Annotated in this window: 22 protein-coding genes; 6 read left to right on the top strand and 16 right to left on the bottom strand. The window is 55.7% G+C overall.

The window, feature by feature from the left end:
• Positions 1-38 precede the first annotated feature (38 nt).
• On the bottom strand, positions 39-470 hold the full coding sequence (locus TA5113_RS05545; protein ID WP_058315362.1) for a low molecular weight protein-tyrosine-phosphatase: 432 nt from the start codon (positions 468-470) through the stop codon (positions 39-41).
• A 67-nt stretch (positions 471-537) separates the two neighbouring features.
• On the opposite strand from TA5113_RS05545, the gene TA5113_RS05540 reads away from it, so the two are divergent.
• Entirely contained in the window at positions 538-1230 is a 693-nt protein-coding gene (locus TA5113_RS05540; RefSeq protein WP_058315798.1) for an NAD-dependent deacylase, read from the top strand.
• Between the two features lie 24 nt (positions 1231-1254).
• Here TA5113_RS05540 and TA5113_RS05535 read toward each other — a convergent pair whose 3' ends face one another.
• The 4 genes from TA5113_RS05535 to meaB form a co-directional block, all read right to left on the bottom strand.
• Positions 1255-1758, bottom strand: coding sequence for a copper chaperone PCu(A)C (locus TA5113_RS05535; protein WP_058315361.1), 504 nt, complete (start codon positions 1756-1758; stop codon positions 1255-1257).
• A 39-nt stretch (positions 1759-1797) separates the two neighbouring features.
• Positions 1798-2124 carry a DUF2946 family protein gene (locus tag TA5113_RS05530; RefSeq protein WP_131726426.1) on the bottom strand — a complete coding sequence of 109 codons (327 nt, stop codon included), beginning with the start codon at positions 2122-2124 and terminating at the stop codon, positions 1798-1800.
• A 144-nt stretch (positions 2125-2268) separates the two neighbouring features.
• Positions 2269-2559: a 50S ribosomal protein L28 gene (gene rpmB / locus TA5113_RS05525; RefSeq protein ID WP_058315359.1), complete on the bottom strand. Its 291-nt coding sequence runs from the start codon at positions 2557-2559 to the stop codon at positions 2269-2271.
• 191 nt (positions 2560-2750) lie between these two features.
• Positions 2751-3734: a methylmalonyl Co-A mutase-associated GTPase MeaB gene (gene meaB / locus TA5113_RS05520; protein ID WP_058315358.1), complete on the bottom strand. Its 984-nt coding sequence runs from the start codon at positions 3732-3734 to the stop codon at positions 2751-2753.
• Between the two features lie 115 nt (positions 3735-3849).
• Here meaB and TA5113_RS05515 point away from each other — a divergent pair, with 115 nt between their 5' ends.
• Positions 3850-4545: a DUF3108 domain-containing protein gene (locus TA5113_RS05515; protein ID WP_058315357.1), complete on the top strand. Its 696-nt coding sequence runs from the start codon at positions 3850-3852 to the stop codon at positions 4543-4545.
• Between the two features lie 37 nt (positions 4546-4582).
• Positions 4583-7018 (top strand): ATP-dependent helicase HrpB, encoded by a 2436-nt coding sequence (hrpB, locus tag TA5113_RS05510; RefSeq protein ID WP_058315356.1) that lies wholly within the window; start codon positions 4583-4585, stop codon positions 7016-7018.
• Positions 7019-7132: 114 nt separating this feature from the next.
• Here the strand turns inward: hrpB and argF are convergent, their stop codons facing one another.
• The 9 genes from argF to TA5113_RS05465 all read right to left on the bottom strand — a co-directional run bounded on the left by argF (position 7133) and on the right by TA5113_RS05465 (position 15889).
• Complete coding sequence (argF, locus tag TA5113_RS05505) at positions 7133-8059, bottom strand: ornithine carbamoyltransferase (RefSeq protein WP_058315355.1); 927 nt, start codon at positions 8057-8059, stop codon at positions 7133-7135.
• Between the two features lie 5 nt (positions 8060-8064).
• On the bottom strand, positions 8065-9249 hold the full coding sequence (locus tag TA5113_RS05500; protein WP_058315797.1) for an aspartate aminotransferase family protein: 1185 nt from the start codon (positions 9247-9249) through the stop codon (positions 8065-8067).
• Between the two features lie 362 nt (positions 9250-9611).
• Positions 9612-10466: a DMT family transporter gene (locus tag TA5113_RS05495; protein ID WP_058315354.1), complete on the bottom strand. Its 855-nt coding sequence runs from the start codon at positions 10464-10466 to the stop codon at positions 9612-9614.
• Between the two features lie 12 nt (positions 10467-10478).
• Entirely contained in the window at positions 10479-11336 is an 858-nt protein-coding gene (locus TA5113_RS05490; RefSeq protein ID WP_082625890.1) for a prephenate dehydrogenase, read from the bottom strand.
• 202 nt (positions 11337-11538) lie between these two features.
• On the bottom strand, positions 11539-13440 hold the full coding sequence (locus TA5113_RS05485) for an AsmA family protein (RefSeq protein ID WP_058315353.1): 1902 nt from the start codon (positions 13438-13440) through the stop codon (positions 11539-11541).
• 129 nt (positions 13441-13569) lie between these two features.
• Complete coding sequence (locus tag TA5113_RS05480; RefSeq protein WP_058315352.1) at positions 13570-13947, bottom strand: hypothetical protein; 378 nt, start codon at positions 13945-13947, stop codon at positions 13570-13572.
• Positions 13948-14034: 87 nt separating this feature from the next.
• A complete protein-coding gene (locus TA5113_RS05475) occupies positions 14035-14382 on the bottom strand; it encodes a YigZ family protein (protein WP_058315351.1) in 348 nt (115 codons plus the stop codon).
• Positions 14382-15113, bottom strand: coding sequence for a M48 family metalloprotease (locus tag TA5113_RS05470; RefSeq protein WP_245627167.1), 732 nt, complete (start codon positions 15111-15113; stop codon positions 14382-14384). The genes TA5113_RS05475 and TA5113_RS05470 overlap by 1 nt, the downstream gene beginning before the upstream one ends.
• 41 nt (positions 15114-15154) lie before the next feature.
• Positions 15155-15889, bottom strand: coding sequence for a M48 family metalloprotease (locus TA5113_RS05465; RefSeq protein WP_058316636.1), 735 nt, complete (start codon positions 15887-15889; stop codon positions 15155-15157).
• Between the two features lie 145 nt (positions 15890-16034).
• On the opposite strand from TA5113_RS05465, the gene TA5113_RS05460 reads away from it, so the two are divergent.
• The 3 genes from TA5113_RS05460 (at position 16035) to TA5113_RS05450 (ending at position 17694) form a co-directional block, all read left to right on the top strand.
• Positions 16035-16274 (top strand): DUF8831 family protein, encoded by a 240-nt coding sequence (locus TA5113_RS05460; protein WP_058315349.1) that lies wholly within the window; start codon positions 16035-16037, stop codon positions 16272-16274.
• Positions 16275-16405: 131 nt separating this feature from the next.
• Positions 16406-16984, top strand: coding sequence for a nitroreductase family protein (locus TA5113_RS05455; protein ID WP_058315348.1), 579 nt, complete (start codon positions 16406-16408; stop codon positions 16982-16984).
• Complete coding sequence (locus tag TA5113_RS05450; protein WP_058315347.1) at positions 16969-17694, top strand: EI24 domain-containing protein; 726 nt, start codon at positions 16969-16971, stop codon at positions 17692-17694. The genes TA5113_RS05455 and TA5113_RS05450 overlap by 16 nt, the downstream gene beginning before the upstream one ends.
• Before the next feature lie 15 nt (positions 17695-17709).
• Here the strand turns inward: TA5113_RS05450 and TA5113_RS05445 are convergent, their stop codons facing one another.
• Positions 17710-17997, bottom strand: a complete 288-nt coding sequence (locus TA5113_RS05445) for a DUF1467 family protein (protein ID WP_058315346.1) — start codon at positions 17995-17997, stop codon at positions 17710-17712.
• Between the two features lie 102 nt (positions 17998-18099).
• Positions 18100-18504 (bottom strand): methylmalonyl-CoA epimerase, encoded by a 405-nt coding sequence (gene mce, locus TA5113_RS05440; protein WP_058315345.1) that lies wholly within the window; start codon positions 18502-18504, stop codon positions 18100-18102.
• Positions 18505-18550: the final 46 nt, after the last annotated feature.

The following is an 18550-nucleotide window of genomic DNA, read 5'->3' as shown; positions in this document are numbered from 1 at the left end:
GAATCTGCGCGCGCTAACTTCCAAAAACCTGAAACTGCTCAGCCGATCTCGGCGCGCAAACCCTTTGAACACTGTTCAATCAGATCAAGCGCCCCATCAAAATCACGGGTGTAATAGGGGTCCGGCACCTCGGTCATCCCGCTTTCGGGCGCGTAATCGGTAAAACACTTCACCGGTGTCGTGTTCCCGTTTGGACGCAAATCTTCGATATCAGCCAAATTGGACGCGTCCATACCGATGATCAGATCGAAGCGGTCAAAATCAGCAGCCGTAAACTGCCGCGCACGCAGGTCGCTCAAGTCATAACCCCGCGCTTTTGCCGCCTCTTGCATTGGCCCGTATGGTGGCTTTCCCGCATGCCAACCGGCGGTGCCCGCACTGTCGGTCTCAGCAGTCGTCATTTCGCGAAACACGCCCTCTGCCGACGGGCTGCGGCAAATATTGCCCAAACAGACGAACAAGACTTTCATGACGGGTCTCCGAAATTGCGATATGTCCCAGATAACGCAGCGCAGTCGTGACACGCAAGGAGCCCAAATGACGAATATCGTGATCCTCACCGGCGCGGGAATTTCAGCGGAAAGCGGCCTTGGAACGTTTCGCGACGAAGGCGGGCTTTGGGCGCAACATCGGATCGAAGATGTCGCCACGCCAGAAGGCTTCGCACGCAATCCTCAATTGGTGCATGACTTTTACAACGCGCGACGCGCGCAGGCCGCAAAAGCCAAGCCCAACGCAGCACATGTCGCGCTTGCGAAACTGGAGCAAAACTTGGATGGCGAAGTCCTAATCGTCACCCAAAACGTTGATTCTTTGCATGAAAAAGCAGGCAGCAAGAATGTCCTTCATATGCACGGAGCTTTGAACAAGGCTTGCTGCGCCGCCTGTGACCTGCGTTGGGATGCCCCCATGGTCATGTCCCCCAGCGACCCTTGTGCAGGCTGTGACACCCCCGCCACGCGACCCGAAGTGGTCTGGTTTGGCGAGATGCCATTTCATATGGAAGAGATTGGTCTCGCGCTGTCAAAAGCGGATGTGTTCGTATCAATCGGAACGTCAGGAGAGGTCTACCCGGCGGCCAATTTTGTCGCCGAAGCAGATCACTTCGGAGCCCATACGATCGAGTTAAACTTAGAACCATCGGCAGGCGCGTCACGGTTTTCCGAATGCCGGTTTGGCCCTGCAAGCAGCATTGTGCCGAAATGGGTGGAGGAAGAGCTAAATAGATAAGGCCGGGTCACCCCGGCCTTTGATTTAGTGATGTTTGTGTTTGTCGCCGTGGCCTTCGTGACCATGATCGACGTGACCATGCTCCGCCTTACGCTCAAGATCGACTGGGATTGTGACCGCAATCTCACCGGCCTGTTCAAAGACCAGGATCGCCTCCACTTCATCACCGTGTGCCAGACTGGTTGTCAGCCCCATCAGCATCAAGTGGTCGCCCCCGCGTTCAAGCATATGGCTACCACCGGCCGGGATCTCGAAACCCTCTTCGACTTCCATCATTTTCATGATGCCATCGCCCATCTCTTTATGGGTGTGCAGCTCGTTGCGCGCAGCAACATCGGTACGCACCGCGATCAGACGATCAGCGGAATCACCCAAATTGTGGATTTCTAAGAAAGCCGCACCGGACTTTGCCATTTTGGAAGAGACGCGCGCATATGCGTCTTTGATCATGATTTTGCTCTCTGCAAATGCAGGGGACGTCAACGCGATTGCCGCCACTGCAGCCAAGGTAAGTGATTTGAAAGACATAGCTTTCTCCGTTCTTTTAATTTGATTGTTAGGGGGAAATCAAACCAAAGAAGGAGGCGCCCTCGCATTAAGACGCAGGATTTTATTCGTCGTGCTCTCAATAGAATCAAAAGGTGCAGTGAACGCGAAAGCGACGGATTCAGGGACAGCTGGTCCAGCGCTCGTGTCAGGAAGCCCCAAAGCCAGAAGCGTGCAGTCCAGACAATGATGCTGCGCGTGAGTCGGTTCTCCATTCGCATCAATAGCGATGATCACCGTGTGCTGGCCCGAACAGATCTCCATCGTGCCGACACTCAGCGGCATACCCCGTGCCATCGCCAAAGCTTGGCCCGTAAAGAGCATAAGCGCGATTAGATAGGCGGACATATGAACACGCAGCGATGTCATTACTGAATATATAGGCTGCGTTTCGCGTGAAGGAAAAGCGACAAAATGCAACAGCCCCGCCTGATGTCAGGCGGGGCTTTCTTCACTGTCCAGTGAAAGAAAAACGCTTTAAAAGCAGCCGGCTTAAGCTTGAGCCGCCTGTGCTTTTGCGATTTCTTTTTTAACCTTCAGAGCGTTCGCAGACAGCTCGGTGTCCTTAGCTTTTGCCAGGAACGCGTCCAGACCACCGCGGTGATCAACGGAACGCAGAGCAGATGCAGAGATACGCAGTTTGACGCCGCGACCCAGTGTTTCGGATTGCAGAGTCACGTCGTTCAGGTTCGGCAGGAAACGACGCTTGGTTTTGTTGTTGGCGTGGCTGACATTGTTGCCAGTCATCGGGCCTTTTCCGGTCAATTCGCAACGGCGCGACATGGGTTCATCCTCGTTTTACGGTCTACGGGGATAACAACCCCGATAAAGCAAAAAGGCGCCGCCACGGGCAGCACCCAGAAATTCGTTGGGCGTCTTTAGGCCTGAATCCGGGCGGCGTCAAGTGATTCACGACAAGGAAATGACAAACCACGCGGGTATTTTTGCATTTCCCCAACAGAGGCCGAACGGCGCTATCGCTTGCGAATATCCAGCGCCTTCAGAACCTTATCGGCAGCCGCAGACGGGGTAATCGCTTGACCTGCAACTTTTGTCGCCAATTCAGCGATTTGCGCCTTGGCATCGCCGGAGTCCAACTGTGCAAGAACGCCCTGTTTAACTTCCTCGAGGAACCAGAACTGCGCCTGTGCTCGTCGGCGTTTGTCCCAATGGCCGTTTTCGTGCCGCCAATCGCTAAGCGCACCCATTTCGCCCCACGCATCAGAAAGCCCCTGCTCTTCCAGTGCAGAGACAGTCATCGCCTTGGGGAAATCATCTGGGTCTTGCGCACGCTTGCGCAGCAACCTTAATGCCCCTGCGTAGTCGGCACAGGTGCGGGTCGCGGTGGCTTTCAGATCGCCATCGGCTTTGTTCACCAAGATCAGGTCCGCGATCTCCATAATGCCCCGTTTGACCCCTTGAAGCTCGTCCCCGCCGGCTGGCGCAAGCAGCAAGACAAAGAGGTCTGACATCTCCGCTACAACCGTTTCGCTTTGTCCCACGCCTACGGTTTCAATGAGAACAACGTCAAACCCAGCCGCCTCACAGAGCGCGACAGCTTCGCGGGTTCGGCGCGCCACACCGCCCAGATGCGTTTGACTGGGGGATGGGCGAATGAAAGCGTTCTTGTCGCGCGACAACCGCTCCATGCGCGTTTTGTCGCCAAGGATCGAGCCACCGGAGCGCGTGGATGATGGGTCTACCGCCAGCACCGCCACCCGTTTGCCTTGGGCCGTGAGAAACATGCCGAAGCTTTCGATGAAGGTCGATTTTCCGACACCGGGTGTCCCTGACAAGCCAATGCGCAATGCCTCCCGGCCGGATCCTCGCAGTTCTTCCAAGAGTTCCGCAGCCTGGGCGCGGTGGTCAGCGCGCCCGCTTTCCACAAGCGTGATCGCCCGCGCCAAAGCCCGGCGGTCTTGCTTCAAAATCCTGTCACGCAGCTCTGCGATGTCCATGCCACGGCCCTATTGATGACTGTCTTTTCGTATTTTGTTCTGGAGCAACGTCATGCCCCTTCGACGGCACCTGTGTCTAGCTTATTTTCGCGCGTTTCTGTGGATTGGCGTCTTGATGACGCAGGGTTGGATTCTCTCGACGCAGGCCGCAATGGCCAATGACGCACCCCTCACACAAACATGGTCGGTTCGGGTGCTGGGCGTTCCCGTGGGACAATTTGACCTGAAGGCAAAGCTCAATGAGACGACATACCGTGGCCGAGCGAAATTTCGAACCAAAGGCGCGGCGGGCATCTTGGCGCGTGTCCGGTTTGACCTGCAAGGGAACGGGTTCATCAAGAAAGCCGACCTGATACCGCTGGAATACCGAGAAGAAATGGAAACCGGACGCAGGAGTAGCACGGCGTCCCTCAGTTTTGCAGACGGAGAAGTGCGTGACATTTCTGGGCGTTTGAATGCCAGTGGGACCTTTGTTGACGACAAATCTTTAAAGCGGCCCCTTGATCCATTTAGTGCGATATTGTCGGCCTTCCGTCCCGCCCCCGCCGCACCAAGCTGTCAATTGGATCGAACGGTTTTTGACGGAGCACGCGTCACACGCCTGCGTTTTCATTCAAAGCGCAATGATGGAAAGCGCATCATCTGCCATGGCAAATACATTCGCGTTGCTGGCTACAGTCCTGCGCAATTGCAAGAAACCGAGTTTTTCCCGCTGCGGCTCACCTTTGATGCGAGCAATGGACATTGGCGTCCCGTACGGGCGCAAGTTGGCTCTCTCTTTGGTCCGGTCACATTGGTCCGCAAGGATTGAAGCTTTACCCGACGCCGACCTTTCGGGATAAGGCCATATGGTCACGCTTCCCATCAACGACGCCTTACCCGATCTGATCGCCGCCCTAAAGGCGCATGGCCGCGCGGTGCTGCAGGCACCCCCAGGTGCCGGTAAAACGACGGTTGTTCCGCTCGCCATGCGAGACGCAAAGATTGTGCCCGGCAAAACCGTTATGTTAGAGCCGCGCCGCCTCGCTGCCCGCGCCGCCGCTGAACGCATGGCTCAGACGTTGGGGGAGCCGGTGGGTCAAACGGTGGGATACCGGGTGCGGGGTGAGACCAAGGTTTCGAAAGCCACACAAATTGAAGTGGTCACCGAAGGCATTCTGACACGGATGATCCAGTCAGACCCGGAACTCGCGGGTATTGGAGCCATTATTTTCGATGAATTCCACGAGCGCTCTCTGAATGCTGATCTGGGTCTTGCCCTGTGTTTGGAGATCGCAGGCGCGTTGCGTGACGACCTAATGTTACTCGTCATGTCTGCGACACTCGATGCAGAGCCGGTGGCGGCATTGATGGGTGATGCGCCCATGATCACCTCTGAGGGCCGCAGTTATCCGGTAGAAACACGCTGGCTCGACAAACCTATGCGCAAAGAGGACCGTTTAGAAACCGCCACAGCGCGCCTTATTGAAAAAGCGGTCTCAGAGACCGAGGGCGGCGTATTGGTTTTTTTGCCCGGCGAGGGAGAGATCCGGCGCACGGCCAGCAATCTGAACCTGCCCAACAACTGCCATGTCCACACACTGTTTGGCGCGATGGATTTCAAAGCACAACGTGCCGCCATTCAACCAGCTGACACGGGGCGCAAAGTGGTTCTTGCCAGCTCCATCGCTGAGACCTCTTTGACCATTCAAGACGTGCGGGTCGTGGTCGACGCTGGTCGCGCAAGGCGCGCGCGTTTTGATCCGGGATCGGGCATGTCTCGTTTAGTGACCGAGAAAGTGACCAAGGCAGAAGCCACCCAGCGCCAAGGCCGCGCGGGCCGTGTGGCGGAAGGGGTTTGTTATCGCCTGTGGACCAAAGGTGAAGAAGGGGGCTTGCTGCCCTTCCCTCCAGCTGAAATTGAAGCTGCTGATTTGGCGGGGCTTGCTTTGGAACTCGCGGCTTGGGGGGCGGCGCCTTCTGATCTGCCGTTTCTGACGCAGCCGCCATCAGGCACGTTCCAAGAAGCGCAAAACCTTCTGCAAATGCTGAACATCTTGGACAAAGACGGGCGCATCACACCGCATGGCGAGACCGTCTCTCGCATGCCGCTTCACCCGCGTTTGGCCCATATGCTTGCGCTTGCTGGCAAAAAAGCCGCGCCGCTCGCAGCTCTACTAGCGGCCCGCGATCCATTGGCGCGGCAGGCACCGGTGGATTTATCTTTGCGGGCCGAGGCCATCGCAGACCTCAAACGGTTTGAGCAAGCGCGCCCTTATCAGGTGAACCGAGGCGCGCTGCACACGATCCGCGATGAAGCAAAAAGACTTGCGCGGCTTGCGCCCGAAACGAACGACATGTCTTTGGCGGAAATGGCCGCCTTGGCCTACCCGGACCGCATTGGGTTGCGACGAAAGGGCGATGCCGCGCGCTTTGTTTTGTCCGGAGGGAAAGGCGCTGTCTTAAACGATGAAGACCCGCTCGCAAACGAGCGCTTGATTGTTGCAACAGACCTTGACGGCAATCCACGAGAGGCACGCATCCGGCAAGCCATCGCGATCTCGGAAGCAGAGGTACGCAGTCTATTCGCCGATCAGATCTCTTGGGAAGACACATGCGCATGGTCCAAACGCGACGGGCGTGTGGTGGCGCGGCGCCAAGAACGGCTAGGCGCAGTCACTCTGGATGATCGCATCTGGAAAGACGCTCCTGACGACCAGCTTGCCAAAGCGATGCTTGATGGCGTTCGCGAGATTGGCTTGCGCCCCAGACCAGCAGCGCTGCGTTTTATCGCCCGTGTTGAGCTTATTCGGAAAGCTGGTCACGCCCTTCCAGATATGACTGAAGCCGCCCTAATCGACAGCATCGACGACTGGTTGCTCCCGCATCTCAATGGCGTCAAAACATCTGACCAATGGAAGAAGTTCGATATTCTGGACGCCCTGCGTGCCATGCTCGACTGGCCCCAGATGCAGCTCTTAGACAAAGAAGCCCCGGCGCATTTCACCACACCTCTCAATCGCCAGATCCCAATCGATTACGCGGGCGAGCACCCCGAGATCACCCTGCGCCTGCAAGAGATGTTTGGCCAAAAAACGCACCCAATGGTCGGTCACACGCCGCTGAAAGTCACCCTATTGTCCCCAGCCCAGCGTCCGGTGCAAACAACCATGGACATCCCCGGATTCTGGGCCAGCAGCTACGGTGATGTGCGCAAGGACATGCGTGGGCGCTATCCCAAACACCCATGGCCCGAAGACCCAACCGAGGCCGACCCAACCCTGAAAGCAAAACGGCGCTCATAAGCGCCGCTTCTTACCTTCTTCTTTGAGACAATACTCTGGGGGTCGGCATTGGTTGCGCCATTGGTCCGAGTGACCAATGACGACGGGTGAAACCCCGGGTCTCGCCGCAAGCGATTACTTCCCCAAGCACCAGCGCATCACCGCCTTTTGTGCATGCAATCGGTTCTCGGCTTCATCAAAGATCACCGAAGCAGGACCGTCCATCACTGCATTGGTGGCTTCTTCATCCCGGTGCGCCGGCAGGCAGTGCATAAACAGCGCATCAGATTTCGCCGCCCCCATTAGCTCTTCATTCACCTGATAAGGCCGCAACTGATTATGGCGACGCTCGCGCGCAGATTGCGGATCGTGCATAGAGACCCAAGTGTCTGTCACCACCAGATCCGCGCCTTCCACGGCTTTCAACGGATCGCGTTCAATGATCACATTGCTGCCTTTTGAGCGCGCCAGATCAATGAACTCTTGCTCTGGGTCCAGTGCTTCAGGTCCCGTAAATGTCAGATCAAAACCAAATTGGCCTGCTGCGTGCGCGAAGCTCGCGAAGACATTGTTGCCATCCCCGGACCACACAACCTTTTTGCCTTTGATCGGGCCATTATGCTCTTCAAAAGTCAGAATATCGGCCATGATCTGGCAAGGATGCGTGCGGTCGGTCAGGCCGTTGATGACAGGCACATCAGCATATTCCGCCAGTTCCAGCAGAGTTTGCTCCTCAAAGGTCCGGATCATGATCAGATCCACGTAACGGCTTAGAACCCGCGCTGTATCCGCGATGGTTTCGCCATGACCCAACTGCATTTCTTTGCCCGACAGGACCATAGTTTGGCCGCCCATCTGGCGCACGCCCACATCAAAGGACACGCGGGTCCGGGTTGACGGCTTTTCAAAGATCAGCGCAACCATATGATTTTCCAAAGGTTTCCCTACGTCGAGTGTACCCTTAGGCAGACCCGCGCGCGCGTCCTTCATAGCCTTCGCATTGTCGATGATGGCCCGCAATTCCGCTGGGTCGGTTTTGTGAATATCCAGGAAATGGTTCATGGCACTTATCCTTTTTGCGCCGCATCAACAGCGGTGGCGGCTTTGGTGAGGCGCGTGATGGCCTCATCAATTTCATCGTCAGAGATCGTCAGCGGCGGCAACAAACGGATCACATTATCCGCTGCCGGAATGGTGATCAGGTCTGCATCATATGCCGCCTGCAACACATCGCCCTGCGCCGCTTTGCATTTCAAGCCCAACATCAGGCCGCTGCCCCGGACGAATTCGAAGACGTCCGGAAATTCCGCAACAAGGCCTTCTAGTTTTTGACGCAGCAATCCAGCCTTGCGGTTCACATCATCCAAAAATTCCGGCGTGGTCACGATGTCCATAACCGCATTGCCAACCGCACAGGCCAGAGGGTTGCCGCCATAGGTCGAGCCATGGGAGCCTGCGACCATACCGCTTGCAGCGTCTTCGGTGGCCAGCACAGCCCCCAACGGAAAACCGCCGCCGATGCCCTTTGCAACCATCATGATGTCCGGCTGGATGCCCGCCCATTCATGTGCAAAAAGCTTGCCCGTCCGGGCCACACCACATTGCACTTCATCTAAAATGAGCAGAACGCCGGCGTCATCACAGATCGCCCGCACCGCTTTCAGGTCCGCGTCATCCATGGGGCGAATTCCGCCCTCGCCCTGTACAGGCTCGAGGATCACTGCGCCGGTTGTATCAGTGATGGCCGCTTTCAGCGCATCCAAGTCGCCCCAAGGCAGATGCTTGAACCCAGGCAGCAACGGGCCAAAACCCTTCACCATTTTCTCAGAGCCAGCAGCGGCAATACCCGCGGAACTGCGTCCGTGGAAAGCCCCTTCAAACCCGATAATATCGGTCTTCTCAGGCTGGCCTTTCTCATACCAGTATTTGCGGGCCATTTTCACGGCCAATTCACAGCTTTCGGTGCCGGAGTTCGTAAAGAACACGGTGTCCGCAAAGCTGTGCGCAACCAGCTTGTCAGCCAAGTCCTGCTGCTCGGGGATTTGGTAAAGGTTAGAGACGTGCCAAATCGCATTGGCTTGGCTTGTCAGCGCATCAACCAAGGCCGGATGTGCGTGCCCAAGCACGTTCACCGCGATCCCAGCGCCCAGATCCAGAAAACGTCGCCCATCGGCCTCGTATGCCCAGCAGCCTTCGCCTTTCACGAAGGTCAACGGTGCCCGATTATAGGTCGGCAAAACAGAGGAGATCATAGTCTGGTCCTTTTGCATGAGCCCGGCAGTAAATCCCGAGCTTGAAAACAACGGGGTGCTATAGCTGGGCTGAGGTGTCAATGAAAGAAGAGTGGATTGATGCGCCTTTGCGCGTTTTTTGCAAAATCAAAGCGTTTGAAATTGCACGATGATGGGTCTCAGGCCTTTCGCTGTGTTCTTGTGAAACACAACAGGCTGAGCTTTAGCGTCGGAATCGTCGAGCGATTTTATGGCAAACTGACATCATCATGGGCGCTCTATAGGAGGGAATGATCCGCTTGAGAAGCAAAATCTTTCACCCCGTTAGGTTAGCGGTGGCACACGCATCGAGAAAAACTTGTAAGGCTCTGCGGCAATCGCCATCACTTTGCGCGCTGCGCGACCAACGATCCAAACCCGGAACATGCAATCAGGACGAGCCCTAGAAACGCATATGCGTCGGGCCAGTCTCCAAAGACCAGAACACCCGCAATGGTCGCCGAAATCAACTGAGTGTAGATGAGTGGCGCAATCAGGCTCGCCTCTGCAGCTTTATTGGCGACCACCAAAAGATAATTCCCAGCTGCAGACGCCGCGGAGCTGAGCACAATCAATGCGCCTAACGGCAAATCAAAGGCAGGAAACGGTGTCATCAATCCAAGAGGCGTCAGCACGGCAGAGCCCACAAGCAGCTGGGAAATCAACAAAAGCCGTGGGCGATAGATCCCGGACACGGTCCGTGTCATCGCCAAGAAACACCCATAGAACGTGCCTGACGCCAAGGCAAAAAGAATGCCCAAAGACGCGCCAAACCCCGGCTTCACAACGAACATTACCCCAATGAAACCAACCGCAAGCAAAACAGTTCGACTTTTGGACGGGCGCTCACCCAGAAACAGCATCGCAAGAATGTAGGAAACGATTGGGCCAATGAAAAAAGCGCCGAACACGTTGGCGATGGGTTCGGTTCGGAGCGCATTCATGATGCAGAAAATTGCACAGGCAATTAACCCCCCGCGCGCGAGAACGCGTGGGTCACGAAAATAGCGCAGCTCGCCCCTTGTAAGCCCGCTCAAAGGCAACAGGATGATCGCTGCCAAACCAAACCGCGTCCATGCGATGAAAATCGGAGCGACACCCTGCGCGGTCAACAATTTCCCAGCGGTATCGCCCACGACAATGAACGTGACCGCCAGGAACACCAAACCGGCGATGCGCAGCAATTTTGAGAGCGGCATGAGCTGTCCTGTCTAAGTCAGAGCTGTTTTAAATGACGATTGAATTATGGGCTGCATTGAACCGGTTTTGGCGTGCAAATCTACCCCAATGAACGGGTCATTACGCTGCTCATGACAGTTTTGAGCAGCAAAGTCCGCGCTCTCAAAGGTTTCTTTCAGACGCTCTGCCCGCTCAAAAAACTGCGCGCGCACCTGAGCTGCGAATGGATTTGAGGCCTCGATTGCTTGAAGCACCGTGGGCGGATCGTCTTTCACCATTTCAATTGCCTGAGACAGCAATTCAAAACTCGCCGTGGTCATGCGCGTTGGTAATGGGCCCATTTCGGTTATCACTTTCGCTATCAAATGAGTCAGCCCCTGCACCATGGCAGCCTCTTTGTCGTGCTCTTCAGGGGTGCAGGTGATCACCCTCAATTTCAGAACCCGTGACAGGAAAGAACGCACCATCCGCCAATCGCTGCCGCGTACAGGGCAAAGCGCGATGTTATGGCCAGCGATACCCGCTTTGGCGCTTTGCGGACCAAACAGTGGATGCGTGCCGACGATTTGAACATGGTCAGGCAGGCACTCAACCATATCGGCAATCGGACTGATCTTCACCGAACCAACATCGACGACCATCGCGCCGGGTTTCAGGAAGTCTCCGATATCTTCGCAGATCCCGCGCACCTCGCTGACGGGGACGGAGAGGATCACAACGTCAGCTTCTGCCGCCTCGATCAAACTTACGCCTCCGAAAACAGAGGTGTAGGGGTCATGGATCCTCAAATCCACATGGGGCGCGAGATGATCAGCAATCAGCTGACCAAAGCCCCCAAAGCCAAACAAACCAACGGTTGGCCGTGCGGCAGTTTCTGTTGCATTACGCATGTCTTCAGCCCTTCGGGTCAGAGCCGCGAGCCGATGCGTGTGATGTTGGGAAGTTACGTGATCCACCGGCCAGCGGCGGTCACGTCAAATGCCCCGCCGTTATTTAGGCAGGGGATAATAGGTTACAAAGATGTTGGTCATCCGTGTCATGCGAGGATTGGTGCCACCCAAATCCTCGCAAGTCAACTGGTTGTTTTTTAGCCTAGTTTTGACCCAGCAGTTTCAGAAGCTGATTGCCAACTTCTTTCTCAAGCTTTTCCTTGGCAGCGTCTTCAAGCGATTGGCCTTCTTCCGCCTGCACGCCCAGCTTATCAGCCACCGCCTGCTTTGCCTTTTCTTCAAGCTGTTTGGTCTCTTCTTTGAAGTTCTGATTCACCACAGCTTCCAAATCTGGCCAGATGCGAGGATCTGCCCATGGCCCTTTCACCCGCACAGGGATCGCAATGCCTGTATCGGTGTCGTTCTTCACTTGCGGTGTGAACGTGTAGTCGATGTTTTGCGGCCCTAGGCCAATCGTGCCAGCCCCTTTCGCTTGGACGTTTGGCAGGTCCATCAGCAGATCGTTATTCGTCAAGATGCCGCTGGCGATGGTCCAGCTACCGGTCATGTTGTCAAAGACGGTGGTGCCGCCACTTGGGGTGCCCCGGAACAGCTGATCCAGATCGATACCGGAAATGGTCCCCTGCCCGACTTGGACATTACCGTCCCCGTCAAGCGAGTTCATGATCGCGTGCAATGAATTTCCGGAAGCGAGAAACCCAAGGGCCGCATCCGCTGCGCCGGTAAAGCGCGAGATATCGGCAAAATCTGTCAGCAGACCTTGCAGCTGCATCCCGGCCACGTTGATCTTACCACCGACAGACAAACCATTTCGGTTATTGGCCACAAACTGACCCGAGATTTTTCCGTCATAGCCGTTCAGCTCTTTCAAGGTCGCAACCGCACGAGAGCGATCCACGTCGACAATCAGTTGCGACGCGCCAAAGTTCAAAGTGCCGGTTGCAATCGAACTCGCGCTGATCGTGATCTGACCATCAAACAATCCAAGCGCACTGGCATCGATGGGGTCTTTCGACCAGCCTTCAGCGCTTTCAGATGACGCGCCTTCGCCGCCCGTTCCAGTGAATTGTGTCAGCTCGAAATCCCCGGCGTTGATCTTCGCGGTTACGACAGGTTTGCCTTTCAAATCCACATCGGCGTCGGCGGAAAAGCTGTTGCCTGAGAGTTTGATTTTACCCCCCCGCAGGCTAAAGATTTGGTCTTTGGTGAAGGTGACATCGCCACTAAAATCCGTCGCCGGGGCGCCCGCTCCTGCGAGGCCAAGCGCCGCCATGAAGGCGTCTGGATTTGGCACACTGGCACTTGCAACCCCTTGAATTTCTGGAATAATTGATGCGCGACCGTCAAATTTGACAGTATTGCCAGCAGCACTGACCTCGGCCAGCAGGGTTGTGATATCACCGCCCAGAAGCGTGTCTAAATTTCCAATTGTGGCTTCAACAGATACCGCCTCGCTCGCCGGGCGGGCCGTCAACGAAATCACCGCGTCGCTGCCGCCCCAATCTAAGGAAGCATTTACGTCATTCAACGTAATTTCTTGGCCGGCACCATCAAGGTAACGCACGGACGCATCGGAAATCGTAAGTTTATCAAGCGTGAAACCCGCGCCTTCTTCTGTAGCCGCGCTGTCAGATGTCGCCACGTCTGCGCTTTCGCCCGACGGCAACAGATCCCAATTCGCATGACCTTCACCGTCTTGCTCAAGCAGGACCTTCGCGCCGTCTAGTTCGATATTCTTGATCTGGACCGCGCCACCGATCAAAGCCATCAAATCAACACCAATCTTAGCCCCATCGGCTTCAAACATCGGCCCTTTATCGGACCAATCCGCATTGCTCAATGAAACAGCACCGGTAGAGACGCCGAGCGTCGGGAACACGCTAAAGTTCACATCACCAGTGAAGGCCAAATCCCTGCCAGTGCGCGCTTTCACCTGATCCGCTGCCAAATTGGCTATTTTCTCGCCCGGCAACACAAAGACCAGACCGACCACAGTCAGCACCAGCACCACAATGACAGAGAGAAGAATTTTGATGATCCGCATCTTTTTAACCTTCTGAAGGAACCCTTGCCTAAAGAGGTAAGCCCTCCCAAGGAGTCTCGCAAGACAGAGCGTGGTTTATCGAGCTTTGTCTGTCAGTTTTGTCGGATGGATGCCGGGCTGAAGCCCGGCCTACGTTTCTGGGTATTGCGCAGCACATTGTGCCAAGGCAGCGCTGCGTGCCCGCTCTTCTTGTGCAAGCCGCGCTTTGGCCGAGGCAAGTTTGCGACGTTCTTCATCCAAATCGATTGCCACGGGCTTGGACTTGCGCTTGAGGTCTTGTTTCAAACAGGTCTCGATCCGGTCGCCCCCGACACAAAGTCCGTAATAGAAATTTGGCTCAATCTCTGTCTGCAACCCATAGCCGCGCGCGAGATTGGCCTCGCTGTCAGCAATCGCTTGTTTGAGGGCTTTGATGTTGCCATCAATATTCGCCTCACACTGCTCCCGTGGTGTATCGCAGGCAGCAAGAGCAAGAAGTCCGGTGGTCAAAACAAAAGCACGGTACATAGGAACCTCTGATATCTCAAAATAAAATCGCGCGTTGCTAAGGGATGCTACCGAACAACGGGGGCGGGCTGCAAATCAACTCTGGTGTCAACCATCCAGATAAGCGTTTACGCAATCCTGCACACGCCGAAAGCGGTCTCCGCCAAGTTTGGTGCCGCCGTACCAGCGGGTGACAACGATCAAATGCTCCCGCAATTCCGCGCGCTCTAGCATGCGCACAATGACCATGCCCGCACCGCTTTCTCCGTCATCGCCTTTCATAGGCGTGCCATCCCCCAGGATCACGGCCCAAGTGTTGTGGGTTGCTTTGGCGAATTTCTTATCGCGTTTCAGCTGCTTAAGGGCGGTGTCGACTTCGGCGCGGTTGGTCACCTCAAACCCAGTCACCGCATATTTGCTGCCCCGGTCAGACACCACATTCAGGATTTGGCGCATTAGAAATTAGCAGCCGCCCAGCGCACGGTTGCAATGCGTTCGGCGTTTGGTGGGTGGGTGCCAAGGAACACATTGCCCGGATCAGGGATACGCTCAAAAAAGGCCGCGCCCATAACTGGATCATAGCCAGCATCGTGGGTGATGCGTGCCCCCAAAGCGTCTGCTTCGAGTTCGTGATCCTTTGAATAAGCCCGCGCACCCACGGTGCCGCCGAGGTTTGTGCCGATATCAACGGCCGATTGCCCGCCCCCCAAAAGGACAGCTATGCCGCCACCGAGAACGGCACCCAAGGTCGCGGTTTGCTGCATCTGCGGAATGTGGCCCGCAATATGGTGCGCCGCTTCATGGCCAAAGACAAAGGCCGCTTCGTGGTCGTTCTGCATCTCTTTGAGCAAAGCAACCGTGAACGTAATCACAGGCTGCCCGTCTCGTTCCAATGACTGATAGGCATTGGCTGGTTTATCGGGATCAGTGTCCAAAACCACTTTGAAATCGCAATTCACACCGGAACGCACCCGTTGCTGGCATGTGCGCTCAGACACGGCTTCCATCCGCGCGAGGACGCGGTTGTAACGCTGAACCGCCGGATCATTTGACGCCACAGCAGGTGAACGTGTGGTCGGGCCGCTGGGGGCCGTACTCACCGCAGAGCCGGTCGTTTCAACACAGCCACTGATCACGACCGCACTACAGATCGCCGCAACGGATTTCATTGTCTTAAAAGCCCGCATCTCTTCGCTCGTTTGTTTTTGCCCAATTGTTTCTTAGGAGTTTACGTCGCTGGCAGCAAAATCTCCAGAGCGCCTTCAGGCATGCGATTATTGAGCACGGCATCGCGCACGGTTGCACGACGCAGTGCGTTTGGAGGATGAGAATTCAGCGCATGCTTGCCGGGATCAGGGATGCGCAAGAAAAAGCGTGCGCCATTTATGGCATCAAACCCGGCTTCGCGCGCCATCACCGCGCCCAGCGCGTCCGCTTCCAACTCATATTCTTGCGCAAAGAGACGCCGACCTACGACCGCCCCAACCCGCCGCGCGTCGCGGACATCCTGGCGTGTCCCGCCCTTTCGTTCTGCAGCATTCGCGAGGATGGTTGCCCCTTGAGCCGCGTCAGATTTTTGTCGACCCAGATGGTTGAGAATATGGTGCGCGGCCTCATGAGACAGCACGAGCGCGATCTCGTCTTCATTGCGCAGCTCGTCGAGCAAGGGTCGGGTGACCAAAACCACTGGCCGGCCAAAACCATCTAGGGTTTGAAACGCGTTTGAAACATCATCCTCAGTCTCAACGACGAACAGCTTAAACCGACAACTGCGCACGAAATCAAAGGTTTCACAGGTATCCGTGACTATCGGACCGAGCCGCGTCACAACCTCCTCAAAGGCCTCAATCTTGGACGCTTCAATCGGCTCTATCGGTTCAGACGTGGGCGCGACAGCACAGCCTGCAAGGGCAAAACCGAAGCAAAGCAAAGCCGTACGGATCACATGTCGAAAGCGAGGCATCCTGTCTCCTTTCTCTTCAGCTTAGTTAGGATTTGTGCGCAACAAAACCAGCCTGTCAGGTCATCCGCGCAATTTCGCGTGATCTTGCGCGACTTACTGCGTTTCAATCGCTTGCGCTTTTGTAAAACCGCGTTAGGCTGAGATCATGTTCAGCATAGAGCACGAATTTGACTCCACCGTTGTCACCCTTGTGGATGAAGGGAAATCCCATCTGCAAGAAGACATTACCATCAACCTTTTTGAAGATTGCATCACGCTAGAGCAGTTGGATCCGCGCACGGAAACCGTGCAGAAGATCACGCTGTCTATTGCGCAGGCGGAAGATCTGGCTGCAGCGCTTGATTTGCCCGAAGGGGTCTATCGCATTGCACGGGAAGAGACGTGAGGTTAAGGAATTCTCGCGAAACGAATTGAGAATTCCTGCCAAACGGCCCCAATAGCTCGGAATTTTTGGTATTGCCCGTTGAAATCTACTTCAGCGAAGCAGACATCTGGGGCGACTGACTGGAGATCCCCATGCCCGAGCGCAATGACGCTGCCCTAGAATTTCTGCTGACCCGCCGGTCCCGCCCCGCCAAGACATTGCAAGAGCCGGTGCCAAGCCGTGCAGAGCTTGCCCTCATTTTGGAAGCAGCCATGCGTACGCCGGACCACGGCAAGCTGGAGCCATGGCGTTTCATCGTCCTGGAAAAAGGCGCAATGCCACGGTTGGCCGATCTTGCGGTGAAACGGGCCGAAGCGCTTGGCTTAGACAGCAATCAAACCTTCAAAGGCAAAGATCAGTTTGTGAAGGGCAACTTGGCGGTTGTTGTCGTTGAAAGCAAAGTTGAAAGCGACAAGATCCCCGAAATTGAACAGACCTATTCCGCCGGTGCCGTCTGCTTGGCGCTCTTGAACGCCGCCCTCGCCTCTGGATGGGGCGCCAACTGGCTAAGCGGTTGGGCTAGCCATGACCGCGCATTTGTTGAAGAAGGTTTTGGTCTTGGGGCCCATGAAAAAGTGGCCGGTATCATCCACATCGGCACCGAAGGCTTCGCGCCACCAGAACGCCCTCGCCCCAATCCAGAGGAAAAGGTCACATGGCAGTCGGAGTAATCTTTTCAGCCTTTTTAACAGCTTTAGGCCAGATGACTGACCCGCGCTTTCGCAAAGTGTTTTGGCGCGGGATTGGTCTGACGCTGGCGCTGTTGGTCGGTGCCTATTTCTTGATGGTCGCGGGCCTAAACTGGGTTGGCCTTCCCGATCTTCTGGAACGCTGGTTCGGTGAAAGCGGCTGGATCGGTGCTGGGATTGGCATTGGGTCATTCCTGATGATCCTGCTTGCCTCTGTGTTTTTGATGGTGCCCGTCGCTTCGGCGATCACGTCGCTCTTTCTAGACCAAGTGGCAGACGCAGTCGAAGACAAGCACTATGGTCATTTACCAAAGGCCGACAAGGTCAGTTTCGCAGAAGGCTTCAAAGACACCGTGAGCTTTCTAGGGATCATGATCATCGCCAACCTATTGGCGTTGCTGATCTATGTTGTACTACCGCCATTTGCGCCATTTGTGTTCTGGGCTTTGAACGGTTTCCTTCTGGGGCGAGAGTATTTCACACTCGTTGCCATGCGACGCGTAGGGCGCAGCGGGGCCAAGGACTTGCGTCGAGAGCATTTCCCGACCATTTGGGCGGCAGGTATTTTGATGGCTATGCCGCTCTCCATTCCAATCGTGAACCTATTGGTCCCGATCATGGGCGCGGCCACTTACACGCATATTTTCCATTTGCTGGAAGGTGAGTTACCCAGTTCAAAACGCGCAGCCTGAGGGACGAAGCTTAGCTTAATAGTCCGACTCGCTCACGGGCGGCAGGCGATTCATCCAGTCAAAATCACGGACTTCGATGATGCCCTGCGTGATGATCCAAAAGAGGATCGCCCATACAACCGCAGCAATTGCTGTGGTGATCCAAGCTTTCTTCTTAAGATGGTGATGTTCCGGCGCGCCTGCCTGCGTTCCCGGAACGACCTTGCCCACATCCCCTTGCGTTTGCAGACGTACCGGTATGACCATGAGAAAGGTCATGAACCAGACAACGGCATACATGACGAGCGCGGATGTAATGGACATTTGGCTTCCTTATTCAAGGGTGGCTTTGGGCAACCTGATGGCTGCCCGTATACCTAAGCCGCAAGCATCGCCCCGACAAGGGCAGCATCAATGCTGCGACCCTTAGACCTGCTCTAGCTCAACAAGGCAGCCGTTGAAGTCTTTTGGGTGCAAGAAAAGCACGGGTTTGCCATGGGCACCAACCTTAGGCTCGCCGCTGCCCAGCACCCGCGCACCGGTGGCTTGCAGTTGGTCGCGTGCTGCAAGGATATCGTCGACTTCGTAGCAGATATGGTGAATGCCGCCGGATGGGTTTTTATCCAAGAAACCTTGGATAGGGCTATTTTCGCCAAGCGGATACAAGAGCTCGATCTTTGTATTTGGCAGCTCGATGAAGATCACAGTTACACCATGGTCCGGCTCATCTTGTGGTGCACCAACTTTGGCACCCAAAGCGTTGCGATATTGGTCTGCGGCGGCGTCCAGATCTGGAACTGCAATCGCCACGTGGTTCAAACGGCCGATCATTGGCGTCTCCTTCGTCGTAGTCGTTTTAAGTGGCTTCGTTATGGGG

The sequence above is a fragment of the Cognatishimia activa genome, assembly GCF_001458335.1.
Lineage (GTDB): Bacteria > Pseudomonadota > Alphaproteobacteria > Rhodobacterales > Rhodobacteraceae > Cognatishimia > Cognatishimia activa.
This window is presented reverse-complemented; position numbering and strand designations above follow the sequence as displayed.